Origin of the sequence: Bradyrhizobium denitrificans, assembly GCF_013179005.1 — a bacterium.
In the GTDB taxonomy this organism is placed as follows: Bacteria; Pseudomonadota; Alphaproteobacteria; order Rhizobiales; family Xanthobacteraceae; genus Bradyrhizobium; species Bradyrhizobium denitrificans.
Window position 1 is genome coordinate 1 of sequence record NZ_JABFDP010000053.1, and the last position, 17321, is coordinate 17321.

17 protein-coding genes and 1 tRNA gene are annotated in these 17321 nt (G+C 65.1%); 5 read left to right on the forward strand and 13 right to left on the reverse strand.

Annotated features, from left to right (window positions below; all coding sequences use genetic code 11):
* The first annotated feature begins 234 nt into the window (after positions 1-234).
* Entirely contained in the window at positions 235-828 is a 594-nt protein-coding gene (locus tag HL671_RS36090; protein WP_172243550.1) for a hypothetical protein, read from the forward strand.
* A gap of 85 nt (positions 829-913) precedes the next feature.
* Here HL671_RS36090 and HL671_RS36095 read toward each other — a convergent pair whose 3' ends face one another.
* From HL671_RS36095 to HL671_RS36105, 3 genes are all read right to left on the reverse strand, one after another.
* Complete coding sequence (locus HL671_RS36095; protein ID WP_172243553.1) at positions 914-2218, reverse strand: NAD(P)H-dependent oxidoreductase; 1305 nt, start codon at positions 2216-2218, stop codon at positions 914-916.
* A gap of 204 nt (positions 2219-2422) precedes the next feature.
* Positions 2423-3223 carry a phytanoyl-CoA dioxygenase family protein gene (locus HL671_RS36100; protein ID WP_172243556.1) on the reverse strand — a complete coding sequence of 267 codons (801 nt, stop codon included), beginning with the start codon at positions 3221-3223 and terminating at the stop codon, positions 2423-2425.
* Positions 3224-3295: 72 nt separating this feature from the next.
* Positions 3296-4552, reverse strand: a complete 1257-nt coding sequence (locus tag HL671_RS36105; protein WP_172243559.1) for a M20/M25/M40 family metallo-hydrolase — start codon at positions 4550-4552, stop codon at positions 3296-3298.
* A 145-nt stretch (positions 4553-4697) separates the two neighbouring features.
* Between HL671_RS36105 and HL671_RS36110 the strand changes: the two genes are divergently transcribed.
* Positions 4698-5240, forward strand: coding sequence for a methylated-DNA--[protein]-cysteine S-methyltransferase (locus HL671_RS36110; protein ID WP_172243562.1), 543 nt, complete (start codon positions 4698-4700; stop codon positions 5238-5240).
* A 33-nt stretch (positions 5241-5273) separates the two neighbouring features.
* Here the strand turns inward: HL671_RS36110 and HL671_RS36115 are convergent, their stop codons facing one another.
* The 4 genes from HL671_RS36115 to HL671_RS36130 all read right to left on the reverse strand — a co-directional run bounded on the left by HL671_RS36115 (position 5274) and on the right by HL671_RS36130 (position 8696).
* Positions 5274-6140 (reverse strand): MBL fold metallo-hydrolase, encoded by an 867-nt coding sequence (locus HL671_RS36115; protein WP_172243565.1) that lies wholly within the window; start codon positions 6138-6140, stop codon positions 5274-5276.
* Positions 6141-6173: 33 nt separating this feature from the next.
* The gene (locus HL671_RS36120) at positions 6174-6788 is read right to left on the reverse strand and encodes a glutathione S-transferase family protein (protein WP_172243568.1); all 615 of its coding nucleotides are present in this window, start codon (positions 6786-6788) and stop codon (positions 6174-6176) included.
* Between the two features lie 124 nt (positions 6789-6912).
* On the reverse strand, positions 6913-7755 hold the full coding sequence (locus HL671_RS36125; protein ID WP_012041494.1) for a fumarylacetoacetate hydrolase family protein: 843 nt from the start codon (positions 7753-7755) through the stop codon (positions 6913-6915).
* A 77-nt stretch (positions 7756-7832) separates the two neighbouring features.
* Positions 7833-8696 (reverse strand): MBL fold metallo-hydrolase, encoded by an 864-nt coding sequence (locus tag HL671_RS36130; protein ID WP_172243571.1) that lies wholly within the window; start codon positions 8694-8696, stop codon positions 7833-7835.
* Between the two features lie 116 nt (positions 8697-8812).
* Between HL671_RS36130 and HL671_RS36135 the strand changes: the two genes are divergently transcribed.
* A complete protein-coding gene (locus HL671_RS36135; RefSeq protein ID WP_172243574.1) occupies positions 8813-9268 on the forward strand; it encodes a DUF3775 domain-containing protein in 456 nt (151 codons plus the stop codon).
* A gap of 178 nt (positions 9269-9446) precedes the next feature.
* Here the strand turns inward: HL671_RS36135 and HL671_RS36140 are convergent, their stop codons facing one another.
* Entirely contained in the window at positions 9447-10229 is a 783-nt protein-coding gene (locus HL671_RS36140) for an SDR family oxidoreductase (protein ID WP_012041497.1), read from the reverse strand.
* Between the two features lie 126 nt (positions 10230-10355).
* The gene (locus HL671_RS36145; RefSeq protein ID WP_012041498.1) at positions 10356-10871 is read right to left on the reverse strand and encodes a CvpA family protein; all 516 of its coding nucleotides are present in this window, start codon (positions 10869-10871) and stop codon (positions 10356-10358) included.
* A gap of 112 nt (positions 10872-10983) precedes the next feature.
* Here HL671_RS36145 and HL671_RS36150 point away from each other — a divergent pair, with 112 nt between their 5' ends.
* On the forward strand, positions 10984-11745 hold the full coding sequence (locus HL671_RS36150; protein ID WP_012041499.1) for an SDR family NAD(P)-dependent oxidoreductase: 762 nt from the start codon (positions 10984-10986) through the stop codon (positions 11743-11745).
* Positions 11746-11765: 20 nt separating this feature from the next.
* Here the strand turns inward: HL671_RS36150 and HL671_RS36155 are convergent, their stop codons facing one another.
* Positions 11766-13370 carry a GMC family oxidoreductase gene (locus HL671_RS36155; RefSeq protein ID WP_172243577.1) on the reverse strand — a complete coding sequence of 535 codons (1605 nt, stop codon included), beginning with the start codon at positions 13368-13370 and terminating at the stop codon, positions 11766-11768.
* A gap of 179 nt (positions 13371-13549) precedes the next feature.
* Positions 13550-14983 (reverse strand): coniferyl aldehyde dehydrogenase, encoded by a 1434-nt coding sequence (locus tag HL671_RS36160; RefSeq protein ID WP_012041501.1) that lies wholly within the window; start codon positions 14981-14983, stop codon positions 13550-13552.
* A gap of 597 nt (positions 14984-15580) precedes the next feature.
* On the opposite strand from HL671_RS36160, the gene HL671_RS36165 reads away from it, so the two are divergent.
* A tRNA-Met gene (locus HL671_RS36165) sits at positions 15581-15657 on the forward strand.
* Between the two features lie 276 nt (positions 15658-15933).
* On the opposite strand, the gene HL671_RS36170 is transcribed toward HL671_RS36165, so the two are convergent.
* The gene (locus HL671_RS36170; protein WP_172243580.1) at positions 15934-16320 is read right to left on the reverse strand and encodes a response regulator transcription factor; all 387 of its coding nucleotides are present in this window, start codon (positions 16318-16320) and stop codon (positions 15934-15936) included.
* Between the two features lie 3 nt (positions 16321-16323).
* Entirely contained in the window at positions 16324-17217 is an 894-nt protein-coding gene (locus tag HL671_RS36175) for a S1C family serine protease (protein ID WP_246706059.1), read from the reverse strand.
* Positions 17218-17321: the final 104 nt, after the last annotated feature.

Sequence of the window (17321 nt, forward strand, 5' to 3'; positions counted from 1 at the left end):
TCCCCTCTTCACACCCCAACAACAACAACGCCGCGCTGAAAACTCAGCGCGGCGTTGTCGTTTGTCTTGGGGCCTCGTTATATGCGCTCGTTCGGGCAGGCCACCAGCGCCGCACAACCGTGTGATCGAGCCTGCGGAACCGATTCAGGCGCGGTTCATTCCCCAGAACGTACGCAATGCTGCGCTGTCTGTTGTCGCTGCATTACCGCTGCCATTGTCCCACAGGAGATCCTCATGCGCATGTTCGTCCGGACCACCTTCGTCGCATTGGCCATTGCCGGCTCAGGGGCCGCGTTGACGGCCGTTGCAACGCTTCCGGCGCTCGCGCAGGCGGCCAAGGATTCCCCCGCGCAGCCGCCGGGACCCACCATCAGCCAGCCGCCGCAGCTGAAGCAGATCGCACTCACCGACAAGCAGATCGAGAACGTGCTGGCGTCGCAGAAGGACATGGATGCGATCACCGACAAGCTGCCGGAGAACGCGCCACCGGACCAGAAGATCGTGACGCAGCTCGACGGCATCGCCAAGAAATACGGCTTTGCGAGCTACGACGATTTCAACGTCGTCGTCGACAATATCAGCCTGGTGATGGGCGGCATCGATCCGAAGACGAAGACCTATGTCGGTCCCGAGGCGGTCATCAAGCAGCAGATCGACCAGGTCCAGGCCGACAAGAAGATGAAGCCGGATGACAAGAAACAGGTTCTCAACGATCTCAACGCGGCGCTGAAGGCGAAGCCGCCGGAAGTCGAGAACAAGGGCAACATCGATCTCGTGGTGAAATATTACGACAAGCTCGCCGCCGCGTTCGGCGAGGATGACAACTGATATTGCTGATCCTTCAGGATCACGAAAGCCCCGACCGGCGGTCGGGGCTTCTTATTGTGCCGTGCTGGCCGAGTGGATCGCAGGCTCAGCGCGCGAATACCGCCTCCATCTGCTTTCGAACACTGACCGTCTCATCGGCGGTGTCGATGGCGACATCGCTCCAGCGCAGGACCTCGCCATGCGCGACGTCCCGGGTCAGCTTCACGCGATGCGCCAGTCCGATCGGCAGCGCGCCGAGCTGAAGACTTGTCGCAGCCGGGAGCACCTTGCCCCAGACGGTATAGCCACCTTCGCCGTCGAGCATCTCGCCGGCGCGCAGCGTCTTCTTGGCGACCGCGACGACATCGCCGCGGAAACCGCGCGGCTGGCCGGTCGGTTCCTTGCGCAGCGCTGCTGATAGCACCGAGACGTTCAGCTCAAGTCCGATCAGATGATAGGGCTTGTACATCGCCGCATAGCATCCGCTGGTGTCGGTCTTCAGGCCGTATTGCCGGAAGCAATCCGCGGCGTAGTCGTTCGGGGCTTCCAGCACGACATAGACGCCCCAGCGCAGATCGCGAAACACGGGGCGGCCGTCGCGTTCCAGCGACGACACCACCTCGACCATGCCCGAGCGTTCCAGCACACCGCCGCGCTCGCGCGGCCGCAGCACATGCGGTAGGTCGTCGACGCCGCAAGGCGGGAACAACAGGCCATCGTTCGGAACATCGAGCCCGGTCGCGTTGGCGATCGCCGCCATCTCGATCGCCGACTTGGTGCCGTCGAGGAAGGAGTTGAACATCTGCGGATTCATGCCGGCGGACTGTGCCTCGCCGGCCGTGAGCCCGTAATGCTGCCAGACGCCGTCGGGCGTCACGTCGTGATAGGCCGGCAGATATTTCGTGCCCTTGCCGGCCGCCACGACATGGAAGCCGGTGGCGCGCGCCCAATCGACGAGCTCCGCCGTCAGCGCCGGCTGGTCGCCATAAGCGAGCGAATAGACCACGCCGGCTTTGCGCGCCTCGTCAGCCAACAGCGGTCCCGCCAGCACGTCGGCTTCGACGTTGACCATCACGATGTGCTTGCCGGCACGGATCGCCGCGCGCGCGTGGCGGATGCCGGCGGCCGGACTGCCGGTGGCTTCAACGACGACATCGATGTTGTCAGCCAGCGCCTTCGCGCCATCAACACTGAATGCCGTGCGCTCAATTAGCTCCGCGCTCCAGCCGATCGTCCGGCAAGCGTCGCGCGCTCGCTCCGGATCGAGATCGATGATCACGGGCACCTCGAGGCCGACCACATGCGGCACCTGCGACAGGAACATCGAGCCGAATTTGCCGGCGCCGATCAGCGCGACGCGGACAGGTTGGCCGGAGGCGTGGCGGGCTTGGAGGAGGGAGTGGAGGTTCATTGGAGAATTCCAGCGTTTCTTGAAGGCGCGGTAGGGCGGCTATCAGTTTCTCGTCATGGCCGGGCTTGACCCGCCTGCGGGGCCGAAGCCCCTTCGGCGCGGCGGAGGCCCGGCCATCCATCTCTCTGCGGGAGAATCGTTCCGTTGATGGATGCCCGGGTCAAGCCAGGGCATGACGACATTTTTCGTGGCGCGTGCTGTGCTTTACTCAGCCGCCTCGCGATGCGCTCGCGCCAGCTGCAGCAACGCGTCATCCGGCAGCGTGGCGATCGGCGTGAAGTCGCGATGCGCGATGTACTCCGGGCGCGTGGGGGTGCGGATGTAGTTCGAGACGGCATTCAGCGTGAGATACACGATCTTGCGTGGGTAGGGTGTGATGTTGCCGGCGGAGCCGTGCACGAGATTGCCGTGGAACATCAGCATGCCACCGGGCTTGCCGGTCGGCGCGACGATGCCGCCCTCGGCGACGAGACGTGTGACGGTCGCCTCGTCGAGCGTCCACAGCGGATAGGACGTGGTGGCGAGATCGTGCGACGCCTCGAGGTCGCCGGCATGCTGGCTGCGCGGCACCAGCATCAAGGGCCCGTTGATCGGCATCACCTCGTCGAGGAAGATCGCAATGTTCATCGCGCGCGGTTCCGGCATGCCGTCGTCGCGCTTCCAGGTGCCGTAATCCTGGTGCCATTGCCAGACGTCGCCGGTGAAGGCCGATTTGGCGTTGATCTTGAACTGATGCATGTAGACCTTCTCGCCGAAGATCTGCTCGATCGGCGCGATCATGCGCGGATGCGCCGCGAGCACGCGGAAGGCGTCGTTGTAGAGATGCGCCGCAAAGGCGGTGCGCGGCGCGCCGCTCTTCTCGCGCCAGACCTCCGGCCGGTCAGCGGCATAGATCGCCTCGGCCTCGCGGGCGAGGAAGGCGGTCTCTTCCGGACTGAACAGCTCGGGCAGGAACAGCCAGCCCTCGCGGTTGAAGAATGCAATCTGCTCCGGCGTCAGCTGCATGGCGTTCTCCTCGCTCGTTTCCCTGATGGAGGCGCCCGGTCTGCTCGCCGGGCTGCCTCCCGCAGTCACATCCTACATCTTCTTGCCCTGCTCGATCAGCATGCGGGTCATCAAATAGAGCCGCGGCACGATGGTCGTGCTGTCGATATATTCGTTATGGGCATGATAGTTGAAGCCGGCGATGCCGAAGCTCTCGACGACGATCGCCTTGCCGCTGCGATTGGCAAAGCCGGCATCGGTGGCGCCGCCGGTCATGTCGACCAGCGCGAGCGGCCGCTCCAGCTCGGCGTAGATCGCCTGCGCCTCCTTGCCGAGCGCGCGGCCGCGATCGGACGCGATAAAGGGCGGACGGCCCTTTTCAATCGTCACCTTGACCTCGGTGTCGGGCACCAGATGGCTCTTGGTCGTCTCGTCGAGCGCGGCCTGCAGCTTTTCGACGCCGTCGGCGACCGTCAGGCGCACGTCGCCGCCGGCGCTGGCTTTTTCCGGAATCTGGTTGCGCACGGTGCCGGCGGTGGCCGTCGTCCAGTTGAGCTGTGTGCCCGGAATCGATTTCGCGATGTCCCGCGTCTGCAGCAATTGGTGTGAGAGCTCGATCAGCGCGTTGCGGCCGCGATCGGGCGCCGCACCGGCATGCGAGGCGCGGCCCGTCACCTGCATGGTGGCCGTCGCGGTGCCGCTGGCGCCCAGCAGAAGGCTGTCGACCGGCGCCGCGGGCTTGGCCGCGGTCGGCTCGCAGGACAGCACGACGTCGTGCTGGTCGGCCAGCTCGGCGATGAACTCGCCGGAGCCGATCGAGCCGACCTCCTCGTCGGGATTGAACGCGACCGTCAGCCTGGCGTAGTCGCGCCAGCCCATGTCCTTGAGGATCTGCAGGCTGTGCAGGATCACCGCGATGCCGCCTTTGTCGTCCGCAATGCCCGGCCCGTAGATCAGGTCGCCCTCGACATGATACGGCTCGGTCTTGAGGATGCCGGGCTGGTACACCGTGTCCATATGCGCGATCAGCATCAGCTTGCGGCGGCCTGTGCCCTCGAAGGTGCCGATCACCATGTCCGCGCCGACGCCGCGGGTGGTCTTGCGCCGTTCGGTGGTGGCGCCGAGCGCCTTCAGCCGGCCTTCGGTGAGGTCGGCCATCTTCTTCAGCCCTTCGACATCGCTCGAACCGGACTCGATCAGCACCATCTCGCGCAAGGAGTCGATCACCGCCGGCCTGGCCTGCTCGGCTGCGGCCTTGATCGTCTCATCGGGGCCGGCCTGGGCGGCCGACAGGCTGGTGGTGGCCGCAAGCAGGGCAAATGCTGCGAGGCGGAAGGAGAAAGGCGTCATCCGGGGTCCTTGTTTCATCGATGCGCGCTCCCGGGCCAGGCTTGGGGCGCCTGTCGACATTGGCAGAATCCGGGTGGATCGCAACATTCTCCAAGCCTAATTTGATCGCCAGATGATACGGGGCAGAGCGATGATGGAGCCCGCCATGTCAGACCAGGTCTATGCATTGTTCGACACCGCGATCGGCACCTGCGCGATCGCCTGGGGACCCCGCGGGATCAATGCGGTGCAGCTGCCGATGGGCGGCGTGACGCAGATCCGCACCAGGATGCAGCAGCGTCATGCCGGCATCACCGAAGCCGAGCCGACGCCGCAGGTGCAGCGCGTCATCGGACGCATCAGGGCGCTGCTCGCCGGGCAGCCTGATGATCTCAGCGACATCGAACTCGATCTCGATGGCGTCAGCCCGTTCCAGCGCGGCGTCTACGACATCGCCCGCCGCATCCCGCCGGGCCGGACCCTGACCTATGGCGACATTGCCAAGCAGCTCGGTGGCGTCGAATTATCGCGCGAAGTCGGCCAGGCGCTCGGGCGCAATCCGTGCCCGATCGTGGTGCCCTGCCATCGCGTGCTGGCGGCGGGCAACAAGCCCGGCGGCTTCTCCGCCAATGGCGGCGTCGACACCAAGCTGAAGATGCTGGCGATCGAGGGCGCGGCGGTGAACTACACCCCGAGCCTGTTCGATTGATGCGCGGGCGTGGCGGGTCCTGCCCCGCTCGTATCAGATTGCCTCGCAGCTGAAACCATTGCCCTTGCGCTTGATGCGGCCCGCCGACGGCGAAGGGAAATGCGCCGTGCAGCACACGGTGGCGGTGTCGCCATAGCGCTCCAGGAACGTGCGCCGCGTCACGGCCGCCTGCGCCGGGTCGACATCGAACTTCGGCGACAGCTCGGGATAGGCCAGCTGCAGCGGCGAGTGAATGAGATCGCCGGCGAACACCGCATCGTCCTTGCCCTTGCCGAGCGCGATTGCGACATGGCCGGGTGTATGTCCCGGCGTGGGCACGAGGCGGACATGATCGCCGATCGCGAAGTCGTCCATGACGATGTCGGCCCGCTTGGCCTCGACCACCGGCAGCACGCTGTCTGCAAACGGCGGCACCTCGGCCTTGGCGTTCTGCGCAACCCAGTAATCATATTCGCGTTGCGCGAACAGATAGCGCGCGTTCGGGAAGGTCGGCACCCAGCGGTCATTGTCGCGCCGCGTGTTCCAGCCGACGTGATCGGTGTGCAGATGCGTGCACATCACGATGTCGATGTCGTCGACCGACATGCCGGCGGCGTCGAGCGCCCGCATGTAGGTGTCGTCGGTCTTCATGTTCCAGACCGGCCGCGCGCGTGGCTTGTCGTTGCCGATGCAGCTGTCGATCAGGATGGTGTGGTGAGGCGTCTTCACCACATAGGATTGGAAGCACAGGATCAGCGTATCCTGCGCATCGAGCGCGTTGGCCGCTTGCAGCGCGCTGCGCTCGGCGTCCAGCATCTCTGGCGTCAGCTCCGGGAACATCTCGCGGGCTGGCAGGAAGGTGGTTTCCTGCTCGATGATGCGATGGATCGTGAGATCGGCAACCGAAAACGTCAGAGCCACGAGATGTCCCTTGGAATGATGCGCCCGGAATGATCAAGCCGCCGGGGGCACCGAGATCTTCACTGATTCCCGCTCCAGCATCTTCTGATGGAAGGCATCGAGGGTCGGAAACGCCTTGCGCCAGCCGCAATCGGCGAAGCGATAATCCGCATAGCCGAGCACGCAGACAAGGCCGATGGCGACGACGTCGAACGGTCGCGTCATCAAATCGCTCTGCGCGGCGAAGCGCGCCATGCCGGCCCAGACGCGGTTCCAGTGATCGTCCGACCAGGCCTTCCAGCGCAGGGCTTCCGGCCGCACCGCGTTCTCGTAGCGGCACAGCAACATGGAATCGAGCATGCCCTGCAGCATCGAATGCTCGCTCTTCACCGTCCAGCGCGCCGCGCCGGAGGCAGGGATCAGCCTGTTGCCGCCGGCGAGCTCGTCGAGATATTCGACGATGACATAGGAATCCAGGATCACGTCGCCATTGTCGAGGATCAGCACCGGCAGCTTCTTCAGCGGCGTGATCTTCGTATAGTCATCATTGGCCTGGCCGGGCATGACCGACATCGGCGCGAATTCGATCTTGTCGATCAGGCCAAGCTCGATGGCGGCGATCCGCACCTTGCGGGCGAATGGCGAGGCGGGCGAGTAGGTGAGTCTCATCGTTGTTTCCTGACCGACGCAGATAATGAGCGTCATTGCGAGGAGCGTCAGCGACGAAGCAATCCAGGGCGGCACGAATGGCCCTGGATTGCTTCGCTTCGCTCGCAATGACAATGTTCGAGGCTCAAGCCTCGACGATCTCCTGGCGCTGCTCGCCGAGACGTTCGATGCCGAGGGTCACGACGTCGCCGACATTGAGGAAGGTCGGCGGCTTCATGCCCATGCCGACGCCCGGAGGTGTGCCCGTGGTGACGATGTCGCCCGGCAGCAAGGTCATGAACTGCGAGACGTAGGAGATGCACTTCGCCATCGAGAAGATCATCGTTGCGGTGGTGCCGGTCTGGCGGCGCTGGCCGTTGACGTCGAGCCACATCGACAGGTTCTGCACATCCGGGATTTCGTCCTTGGTGACAAGCCAGGGGCCGACCGGGCCGAACGTGTCGTGCGACTTGCCCTTGGTCCACTGGCCCAGGCGCTCGATCTGGAAGTTGCGCTCGGAGACGTCGTTGCAGATCGTGTAGCCGGCGATGTGGTTCAGCGCCTCGGCCTCGGAGACATATTTTGCGCGGGTGCCGATGATGGCGGCGATCTCGACCTCCCAGTCGAGCTTGGTGGAGCCGCGCGGCTTCTCGACCGGGTCATAGGGCCCGCACAGTGCGGTGTTGGCCTTCAGGAAGAAGATCGGCTCCGCCGGGATCGGGTTGCCGGTCTCCTTGGCATGATCGGAGTAGTTGAGGCCGATCGCCACGAATTTGGAAATGCCGGTGACGGGCGCGCCGAGCCGCGGCTTGCCGGCGACGGCCGGCAGCGAGGCTGGATCGAGCGCGGCGAGCTTCTTCAGCGACTCCGGCGCGTAGGCGGCGCCGTCGAGGTCCTTCACATGGGCCGACAGGTCGCGCAACTGGCCGGATGCATCGATCAGGCCCGGCTTCTCCGCGCCCTTCTCGCCGTAGCGAACAAGCTTCATCTGGTTTCTCTCCCTGGCATCTCTGTATTCCAGGGCCCTGTCATGGAGCATGGCGGGGCGAAATTCAACCTCGCGGGCTATGCGCTGCCGCCGCCCCGCACTGCCTCAAAACGGAAGGCCGTGCCATCGCGCTTGATATAGCCGGCGTCGAAATGGCCGCCGATCACCAGCGTGGCGGTGTCGGCGAAGCGCGAGAACAGCGCCTGCCGCGTGGCGATCCCCTGGGCAGGATCAGAGTCGACAGTCGAACTCCAGTCGAGATGCGCCATCTGGCAAGGGTGGTGCGCGACATCCCCGGTCAGCAGGGCCTCCGCGCCGTCGGAGCGGATGTGCAGGCTGACGTGACCCGGGCTGTGGCCGGGGGTCGGGATCAGCGTGATCTCGTCGCAAATCGCGGCATCGCTGGCGACCAGGTCGGCGCGACCGGCCGCGACGATCGGCTGCACGGAATCGGCGAAGGTCGCCGTCTCGTCGGCCGCCTCGCTATGGTCGCGCCAATGCTGATATTCAGTGCGGCCGAACACATACCGCGCCTTGGCGAAGGTCGGGACCCATTGGCCGTCGACCAGCCGCGTATTCCAGCCGACATGATCGACATGGAGATGGGTGCAGATCACCATGTCGATGCTCTCGGGCGGAAAGCCGGCGGCGCTCAGCGTCTGCAGGAACGGCGTGGTGCGGTTGTTCCACATCGGCACGCTGCGGCCCTGCTTGTCATTGCCAAGCCCGGTGTCGACCACGATGCGCCGGGTCGGCGTCTCCAGCACCAGAGTCTGGATGACCATCTTCAGCTTGCCTTCGCCGGTGGCGAAGTCGGGTGTGAGCCAGGACAGCGCGCGGATCGCCTCGGGCGTCGCTTGTGGCAGGATGAAGCGGGTGCCGCCCACCGTCTCCAGTTCGACGAATTTGCTGATCCTGACCCGGCCGACCGTCCATGGCATGCGCGTTTCCCCGTTTGTTCTTGATGCCGGCGACGATGCCGCGTCGCGCGGTCCAGCGCAATGGATCGACTCTCGGGAACAGGCGTTGTCGTGGCCAGTCCATGGAGGAGAGTGTCATGCCGGAGCTGGCCATATCGCCCGAGAAGGTCGCCTTCCTGATCGAGAAGGCGCGTGAATTCGACGTCAAGGATCAGGCGAGCGACGTCGACTCCGGCTCCAATGCCGTCGATGACGACATGATCGACGTGCTCGAAGATACCGGCGATGATCCGGTCGTGCGCGAGATCACCGGCTTCATCAATGCGATGAGCGAGGACGAGCAGACCGACCTGGTCGCGCTGATGCGGCTCGGCCGCGGCGATGGCGATATCGAGGAGTGGGACGATCTGCGCCGCGAAGCGGCCGGCCAGCGCGACCGCCACACCGCGCGCTATCTCCTCGGTGAGCCCATGCTCGGCGATCTCCTGGCGGAGGGTCTCGATGCGTTCGGCATCGACTGGACCGAAGGCCGCACCACGGCGGATTCCTCGAGTCCGAGCCAGCGCGACGAGGACGAGATCACAAAGCAATAGAATATGCGATATCCGGCTCGTGATATGCGGCAGCTCGCGGGCGTGGAATAGCTGGTTTGGTCCTGTCTGTCGAAGCCGGGTTGTGACCACGCGGGCGGTGTGATCCCTCGCCTCCCTTGCGGGGAGAGGTCAGGCCGCGCGACCGTTCCGCTTGGAGCGGCCGCGACGAAGCCCTGTGCTACAGCGTGCCGGGGAAGGCACCGCCGTCGAGGAGGATGTTCTGCCCCGTGATGTAGCCGGCCTTGGCGCCGCACAGGAAGGCACAGGCGAGGCCGAACTCTTCGGGATCGCCGAAGCGGCCGGCGGGGTTGGTCTTGGCGCGCTCGGCCAGGATCTGCTCGGGCGGAATACCGCGACGCTCGGACTCGATCTTGGCGGTGCCGATCAGGCGGTCGGTCTCGAACGGGCCCGGCAGCAGCGCGTTGATGGTCACGTTGTTGATCACGGTCTTGCGCGACAGGCCGGCGACGAAACCGGTGAGGCCGGCGCGGGCCCCGTTGGAGAGGCCGAGAATGTCGATCGGCGCCTTCACCGCGGCCGAGGTGATGTTGACGATGCGGCCGAACTTGCGCGCCATCATGCCGTCGACGGTCGCCTTGATCAGTTCGATCGGCGTCAGCATGTTGGCATCGAGTGCCTTGATCCAATCATCGCGCGTCCAGTTGCGGAAGTCGCCGGGCGGCGGGCCGCCGGCATTGTTGATCAATATGTCCGGATCCGGGCACGCCTTGAGGACCGCAGCACGGCCCTCTGGCGTCGTGATGTCGCCAGCCACCTCGGTCACGGTGATGTCCGGATTGGCCGCGCGAATGTCGGCTGCAGTCTTGGCCAGCGCCTCGGCGCCGCGCGCGGTGATCGTGACATGCACCCCCTCATTGGCGAGCGCGATGGCGCAGGCGCGGCCCAGCCCCTTGCTGGAGGCGCAGACGATGGCGCGGCGGCCCTTGATCCCGAGATCCACGATTGATGACTCCGAATATGTCAGTGAAACAGAAGCGATGATGGCGGCATTCTAGCCAAGCAAGCTGTCGCTGATAAGAGCAACCGGGCTGTGCCGAATTGCATGGCTCGCCAGTGCGGGCGGTGATCAGATGCGCCGTTCCTGCTTGAGACGATCGATCAGGCCGGCCACCTCGGGCGGCAGCGAGCGGAAGCCCTTCGCGCCTGCGAGCGAGAGCAGCGGTCGCAACCGCGAGCCTTCGAGAAAGCGGGGCTGGCGCTCGGGTGGGACGATCTTGTCGAACACCAGGACGAGCGTGGTCGCCACCATGCCCACGCGCACGGCGCCAAGCAGCGCACCGGCGAGCCGGTCGCCGAAGCCGGCTTCGGAACCGATCGCCTGATCCAGGAGGATGCGACCGATCTTGCCCAGGGCGACGCCGATGACGACGAAGGCAGCGAAGAACTGCAGCCAGCCCTGGGCCAGGGGCACGCCATGGACATCTCTGAGCTGCGGGCTCATCGCTGCGACGGCTCCCATCGCCAGCGGCATCGCCAACAGATAAGCCAGTATCGTGATGGCGCTGCGCAACAGCCCGGTCGAAAAGCCGCTATAGACGGCGATCACCAGTCCAACACAAGCGGCGAGGTCGAAGGCGTTCATCATTGTTCCGCTGTGGTTGTAGGCGGGGCCGGTAAACAATTCCGGTTTGCCCTCCTTCAAATCGTCTGTATCAAATGCGCCGCAACAAACGAGGAAACCCAAGGGGAGTGTCATGTCCGACCTGTTCGACGTCAGCCGGGAAGTGATCCTGATCACCGGCGCGAGCCAGGGGCTGGGCCGGCAGTTCGCACGCGTGCTGTCGGCGCACGGTGCCGCGGTCGCATTGGCTGCGCGGCAGACCGGCAAGCTCAAGGCGCTCGAGGACGAGATCAAGGCCAAGGGCGGTCGCGCGGTGGCCGTCGAGATGGATGTGACGAGCGCGGCATCGATCGCCAAGGGCTTGGATGCGGCCGAGTCCGCGCTGGGTCCGATCACGGTGCTGATCAACAATGCCGGCATTGCGGTCGAGAAGCTGGCGGTCGAGCAGAGCGAGGCGGATTGGGACGCGGTGATCGGCGCCAATCTGAAGGGGGCTTATTTCGCGGCAACCGAGGTGGCGCGCCGGATGATCGCACGCAAGGGCGGCGGCAACATCATCAACATCGCATCGGTGCTCGGCTTCAGCGTCGTGAAGTTCATTGCACCCTACGCGATTTCCAAGGCGGGGGTCGTTCAGGCGACCAAGGCGCTGGCGCTGGAACTCGCCGCCAGCGACATCCGCGTCAACGCGCTGGCGCCGGGCTACATCGACACCGACATCAACCATGACGTCTGGGAGACGCCCGCGGGCGAGAAGCTGATCAAGCGCATTCCGCAGCGGCGCGTCGGCCGTGAGAGCGATCTCGACGGCGCCATCATGCTGCTGGCCTCGCCCGCCTCGCGCTACATGACGGGCAGCGTGGTCACCGTCGATGGCGGCTTCCTGCTGACCTGACCGGCGCCGGTCGAAGCCGATCAGGTGCCGCGCAGCTCGCTCTTGATCATGTCGGCGGCCTTCTCGCCGATCATGATCGTCGGCGCATTGGTGTTACCCCCGATCAAGGTCGGCATGATCGAGGCGTCGACCACGCGCAGCCCGGCGAGTCCGCGGACCCTCAGTTGCGGATCGACCACCGCGAGCGGATCATCGACGCCCATCTTGCAGGTGCCAACCGGGTGATAGACGGTATCGACGCGACTGCGCAGGATGGCGCGGATGTCGTCATCGCTCCTGACCTCGGAGGTGAACAGATCGCGCTTGCCGAGGCTGCGCATGGCCGGCGTCTGCATCAGCCGCTGCGTGGTCTTGTAGCCGGCGACCATGGCCTCGAGGTCCTCCTCCTCACCGAGGAAATTCGGATCGATCAGCGGCGCGGTCAGCGGATCGGCGTTCTTCAGCATGACCGTGCCGCGGCTCCTGGGCCGCAGCAGACAAAAATGGCAGGAGAAGCCATTGCCATGGCGCTTGCGGCCGTGATCGTCGGTGACGGCCATGCCGAAATGGAGCTGGATGTCGGGACTATCGAGGTCGGGGCGGGTCTTCAGGAAGCCGCCGCATTCGGCAAAGTTCGAGGTGATCGGTCCGCGCCGCTCGCGGCGATATTGCAGCGCCCCGCGCAGCAGGCGGCTGATGCCCTGGGGCGACAATGACGAGAAGTTCGGGTTATCCGAGAGATAGGCGAAGATGAAGTCGGGATGGTCCTGGAGGTTTTGTCCGACGCCCGGCAGATCGTGCAGGGGGGCGATGCCGAGCCGCGCCAATGCGGCGGCGTCGCCTATGCCCGAGAGCATCAAGAGCTGCGGTGTCTGAAACGCGCCGGAGGCGAGGATCACCTCGCGCCGGCAGCGGATCTCCTTGACCTCCTTGCCCTGGCGATATTTGACGCCGATCGCGCGCTTGCCGTCGAACAGGATCAGCGAGGCCTGCGCCGCGGTCTCGACCCGGAGATTGCGCCGCGTGCCGAGATGCGGCTGGATGTAGGCGCGTGCAGCACTCCAGCGCTCGCCATTGCGCTGCGTGACCTGATACAGTCCAAGACCTTCCTGGGTCTCGGCATTGAAATCGTCGCGAAGCGGAAACTGCGCCTCGCGGGCGGCCTGCAGGAAGATCTCATGCACCGGATTGTCGGTGCGCAGGCGGTTGACCGGCAGCGGCCCCGATTGGCCGTGATAGGCGCCGTTGAAATCCGCATTGTTCTCCGCCCGTTTGAAATAGGGCAGCACGTCGTCATAGGACCAGCCGGCATTGCCGAGCGCGGCCCAATGGTCGTAGTCGGCGCGGTGGCCGCGAATATAGACCATGGCGTTGATGGCGGATGAGCCGCCGAGTCCGCGGCCGCGCGGCTGGTAGCCGATGCGGCCGTTCAGGCCCTTCTGCGGCACTGTCGTGAACGACCAATTATTGACCGGACCCGCGACCATCAGGAACAGCATATAAGGCGTCGTGACGATCCAATTGTCGTTGCGCCCGCCGGCGTCGAGCAGCGCGACCGACGTCGCCGGATTCTCCGATAACCGCCCGGCGACCGTCGCCCCGCCGCTGCCGCCGCCCACGACGATGAAATCGACCTCGTCCGTCACGCGTCTCTCCCTGATGTTGTCTTGCTTGTTGTTGGACGTCATTCCGGGGGTGACGCGCACGTGGATGGCAATGCCATTGACGTGCCGAGCTGACCCCGGATCGCGCAGTGGATGTTTGCCCGCTTGCCTGCGGATGCCGGCTCACGCCGGATGCACCCGGCGCAACGCGGTCAAGGCGTTCAGCTCAGCAGCCGCAGCAACTTCTCGATCCGGGCGATGCTGGTGCCATAGGGCGGATAGAGGTCCTTCATGCGGTTGAAGGGCGAGCGGTAGAACACCGGCTTCAACTTGCTGAAGCTGTTGAAGCCCCACTCGCCATGATAATGCCCGATGCCGGATGCGCCGACGCCGCCCATCGGCTGATTCATCTGGGCGAAATGCAACAAACAATCGTTGATCGTCACGCCACCGGAGACCGTGCGCGCCAGCACGGCTTCGCGCGCCGCGTCGTCCCGACCGAACCAGTACAGCGCCAGCGGCCGGTCATGGGCGTTGATATAGCGGATCACCTCGTCGGCCGCGCGATAGGTCATCACAGGCAGCAGGGGTCCGAAGATCTCCTCCTGCATGATCGCCATGTCAGGTGTCGCGCCGATCAGCACGGTGGGCGGGAATTTGCGCAGCTTCTTCCAGGCGGGATCTTCCGGGCTTGTCGCGCTCAGTGGCTTGGCGCCGCGGGCGATCGCGTCCCGCAGCAATCCCTCCAGCCGCGCATAATGGCGATCGGAGATGATCGAGGTGTAGTCGTTGTTGGCCGGATTGGTGCCGAACATCTGCAGCATGTTGCGGTGGAGCTTGTCTGCGAACGCGTCGCGCTGCGGCTCGGGTACGAACACATAGTCCGGTGCGATGCAGGTCTGGCCGGCATTGAGCAGCTTGGCATAGGCGATGCGCTCGGCCGCCTGATCTAGGTCGGCAGAGACGTCGACGATGGTCGGCGACTTGCCGCCGAGCTCGAGCGTGACCGGTGTCAGATTGCGCCCCGCCGCCTCGGCGACGATGCGGCCGACCCGGGTCGAGCCGGTGAACACCAGATGATCGAACGGCAGCGCGGCGAAAGCCTGCGCGACGCCATCCTCGATCCCGGTGACGGAGAGGACGGTCGGGTCAAAATGCGCGGCGATGACCTCCCGGAGCAGGGCCGCGAATCGTGGTGTCAGCTCGCTGGGCTTGATCAGGACGCGATTGCCGGCGGCGATGGCGCCGATGGCGGGCGCGAGCGTCAGCTGCAGCGGATAGTTCCAGGGCGCGATGATGCCGACCACGCCGAGAGGCTGCGGCAGCAGGCGGTTGCGGGCGGGCCAGAACTGCAGCGCGGTCGCGATCCGCCGCGGCGCCATCCAGCGCGGCAGCAGTTTCAGCGTGTGCTTGATCTCGGCTTGGAGAAACAGGGTCTCTGCGATCGTGGTCTCGACCGCGCAGCGATGGCCGAAATCGGCCGAGATCGCCTGCTCCAGGCGCTTCTCATTGTCCGCCAGCATCGTCCGCAGCCGTCTCAGGCTGTCGAGCCGCGCGGCGAGGCTCGGCGGCGGCGCGCTGCGCGACGCCTCGATCATGGCATGGAAGGCGTCATCGAGCGCCAGAACAGGGGGGCTCTTCAGGGATTGATCCATGGGCGTCTCCTCGCGTGTCCTGCGGCGGCGCTTGGGCCGTCGTTCTCGTTCGTTGCGCAAAGCTGCCGTGTTGCGAAACCCTTGGCAAGCGTGCGGCCGCTGTTTCCGTCGCGATGGGGTTGCGAACGCCTCGAAGGGGAAGGCCTTCTTCCACGGGCCGACGAGATCGTCCGACGCCTGGCGGAACTGCCGCTGGTCCCAGCCGCCGCTTACCGCCTGTTCGCCACGGGGCGAGCACCGGCCGTCCACTCGATCATGATGCGTTTCCACAGAAGCGCATCATGATCTTCTCCTTGCTTGAGCATGATCTCTTGGGAAAACCGGTTTCTGCTTTTTTGAGGTTATATCCTAACTGGTTGATTCAAAATGGCTTTTTTCAGGATTGCGGCTCCCGGGACAGGTGTCATAATCCCGCAAAAAAACTTTGCCGAAAGCCCTTTCCAAATCCGCCTCGCATTGGTACATACCGCCCGCACCCGATGGCCGACCCGGCCTACGGGCTCAAGCCTTCTCAGGAAGCCTTTGGGATGGATCGGCGGCACTCTCGAGTGTCAGCCAGGAACACCCGACACTTCCCGACAGGGTCGCACCAGTTAACGCGGGGTGGAGCAGCCCGGTAGCTCGTCAGGCTCATAACCTGAAGGTCATAGGTTCAAATCCTATCCCCGCAACCAGACATCAAGCCCTTGAAAACATGCCGTTTTCAAGGGCTTTTTGTCGTCCGGATTTTGCTTCGAGATTTAGTTCGTGGAAGCGTCGTGGAAGCGCCAGAAGGAAAGTCGCAGCGTAAAATCGACGAGGCAGAAGAGGGCTCGATGACTCAATTGTGATCGAAGGTCGACGGCCAGCGCCGCACGCAGATTGCGGCTCGCGAGGGTCATTCACGACCTTTGCCCGATTTCGAGACGAATGCGCTTATCGCAAAGTCGACCTCGGACATGAAGAAATCTCTACAAATGAATCACGCCAAGCCGCGCGGCGTGCGCGACGGCGTTGGTGCGGCCGGTCGCGTCGAGCTTGTCGAGGATCCGGCCAACATGGAATTTGGCGGTGTGAACCGAAATGCCGAGCCGCCGGGCGATCTCCTTGTTGGAGGCGCCTTCGGCGAGCAGGATCATCACCTCGGCCTCGCGGGCGGTGAGGATCAGATCGCCGTCGATCGGCTCGGCGCGCGCAGCCGTGTCCGTGACGGTCACATCGCCGGGTTCGCCAGGCGCCGCGAGGCGAAAGCCCTGCACGTCGGCGAGCAGCGCCGCCACGCGATCGGCCAGCGCCGCGTCGTCGATGGCGAGCGCGACGATGATTGTCTCGGTTTGCAGTTCAACACCCTTACCCAAGCCTCAAGGCCTTTCGCCGATCTCAAGGTTAATGGTGCGGGTTTCGCCGCCGCGGCGGATCGACAGCGCAACGGTCTTGCCCACGCTGGTGGGTCCAAGCGCGCGCAGCAACGTACTCACCAAGCCGATCGGCTGGCCGTCCCAGGCTTGCAAGACGTCGCCCTGATGGACGCCGGCCTTCGCTCCGGGCCCGTCCGCGTCGACACTCATCACCATCGCGCCGACGCCGCCGTCGCGGTCGAGGCGGATCGGTTGGAGGCCGAGACCAAGATAGCCGCGCGCCACTTTGCCATGGGTTTCGAGCTGGGCGGCGACGCGGGCGATCGTCGCCGCCGGGATGACGATCACGCGGCGCCGCGGACCGAACACCGTCATGCCGAACGCACGGCCGGACGCATCGAGCGCGAGGCCGCCTTCGGCCTGCCGCCGCAGCGACAGTTCGAGCTCGATCCGCGCGGCGATCTCGCCGCCGCGCATCGACCGCCAGGCGGGGCCTGACGTCGCGACCAGTCCGAGCGCGGCGAGCGCTTCTCCGTCCCGGCCGCCGATAGTTACCGCCAAAGCGCCGACGGGCGGTACGGCGTCGCTGAGCGCCGCAGCCGGAGCGTCGCTGGTCTCGGCGCGCAGGAGCGCGACATCGGTCGTGGGGTCACGGCCCGCAACTTTGGCGGAAACCTGCCTGCCGCCCGCAAGCGTGACGGTGACGTCGCCCTCTTCGGCCAGCGCCTCGTCGGCGATGACGATCAGACCTGGTTTCCAGAGGAAGCCGGAGGACCGGACGCGGTGCGAGTGGACGGCGACGATCGATGGCGCAGTCGCGGCGACAAGCCCGGAAAGCGAGGCGGACAGGGCGGCGAGCGGGACAAGGTCGGGCGGTGCGGTCATCAGGATCTCCATAGATGTTGATCCCAATGTGCGAATGCGAGCTCGTGTCGCCTACTGCCCGCGTGGGCAGGCATATCCACGCTTCACGGCTGAGTGACTTGAAAAGATATGAGTTA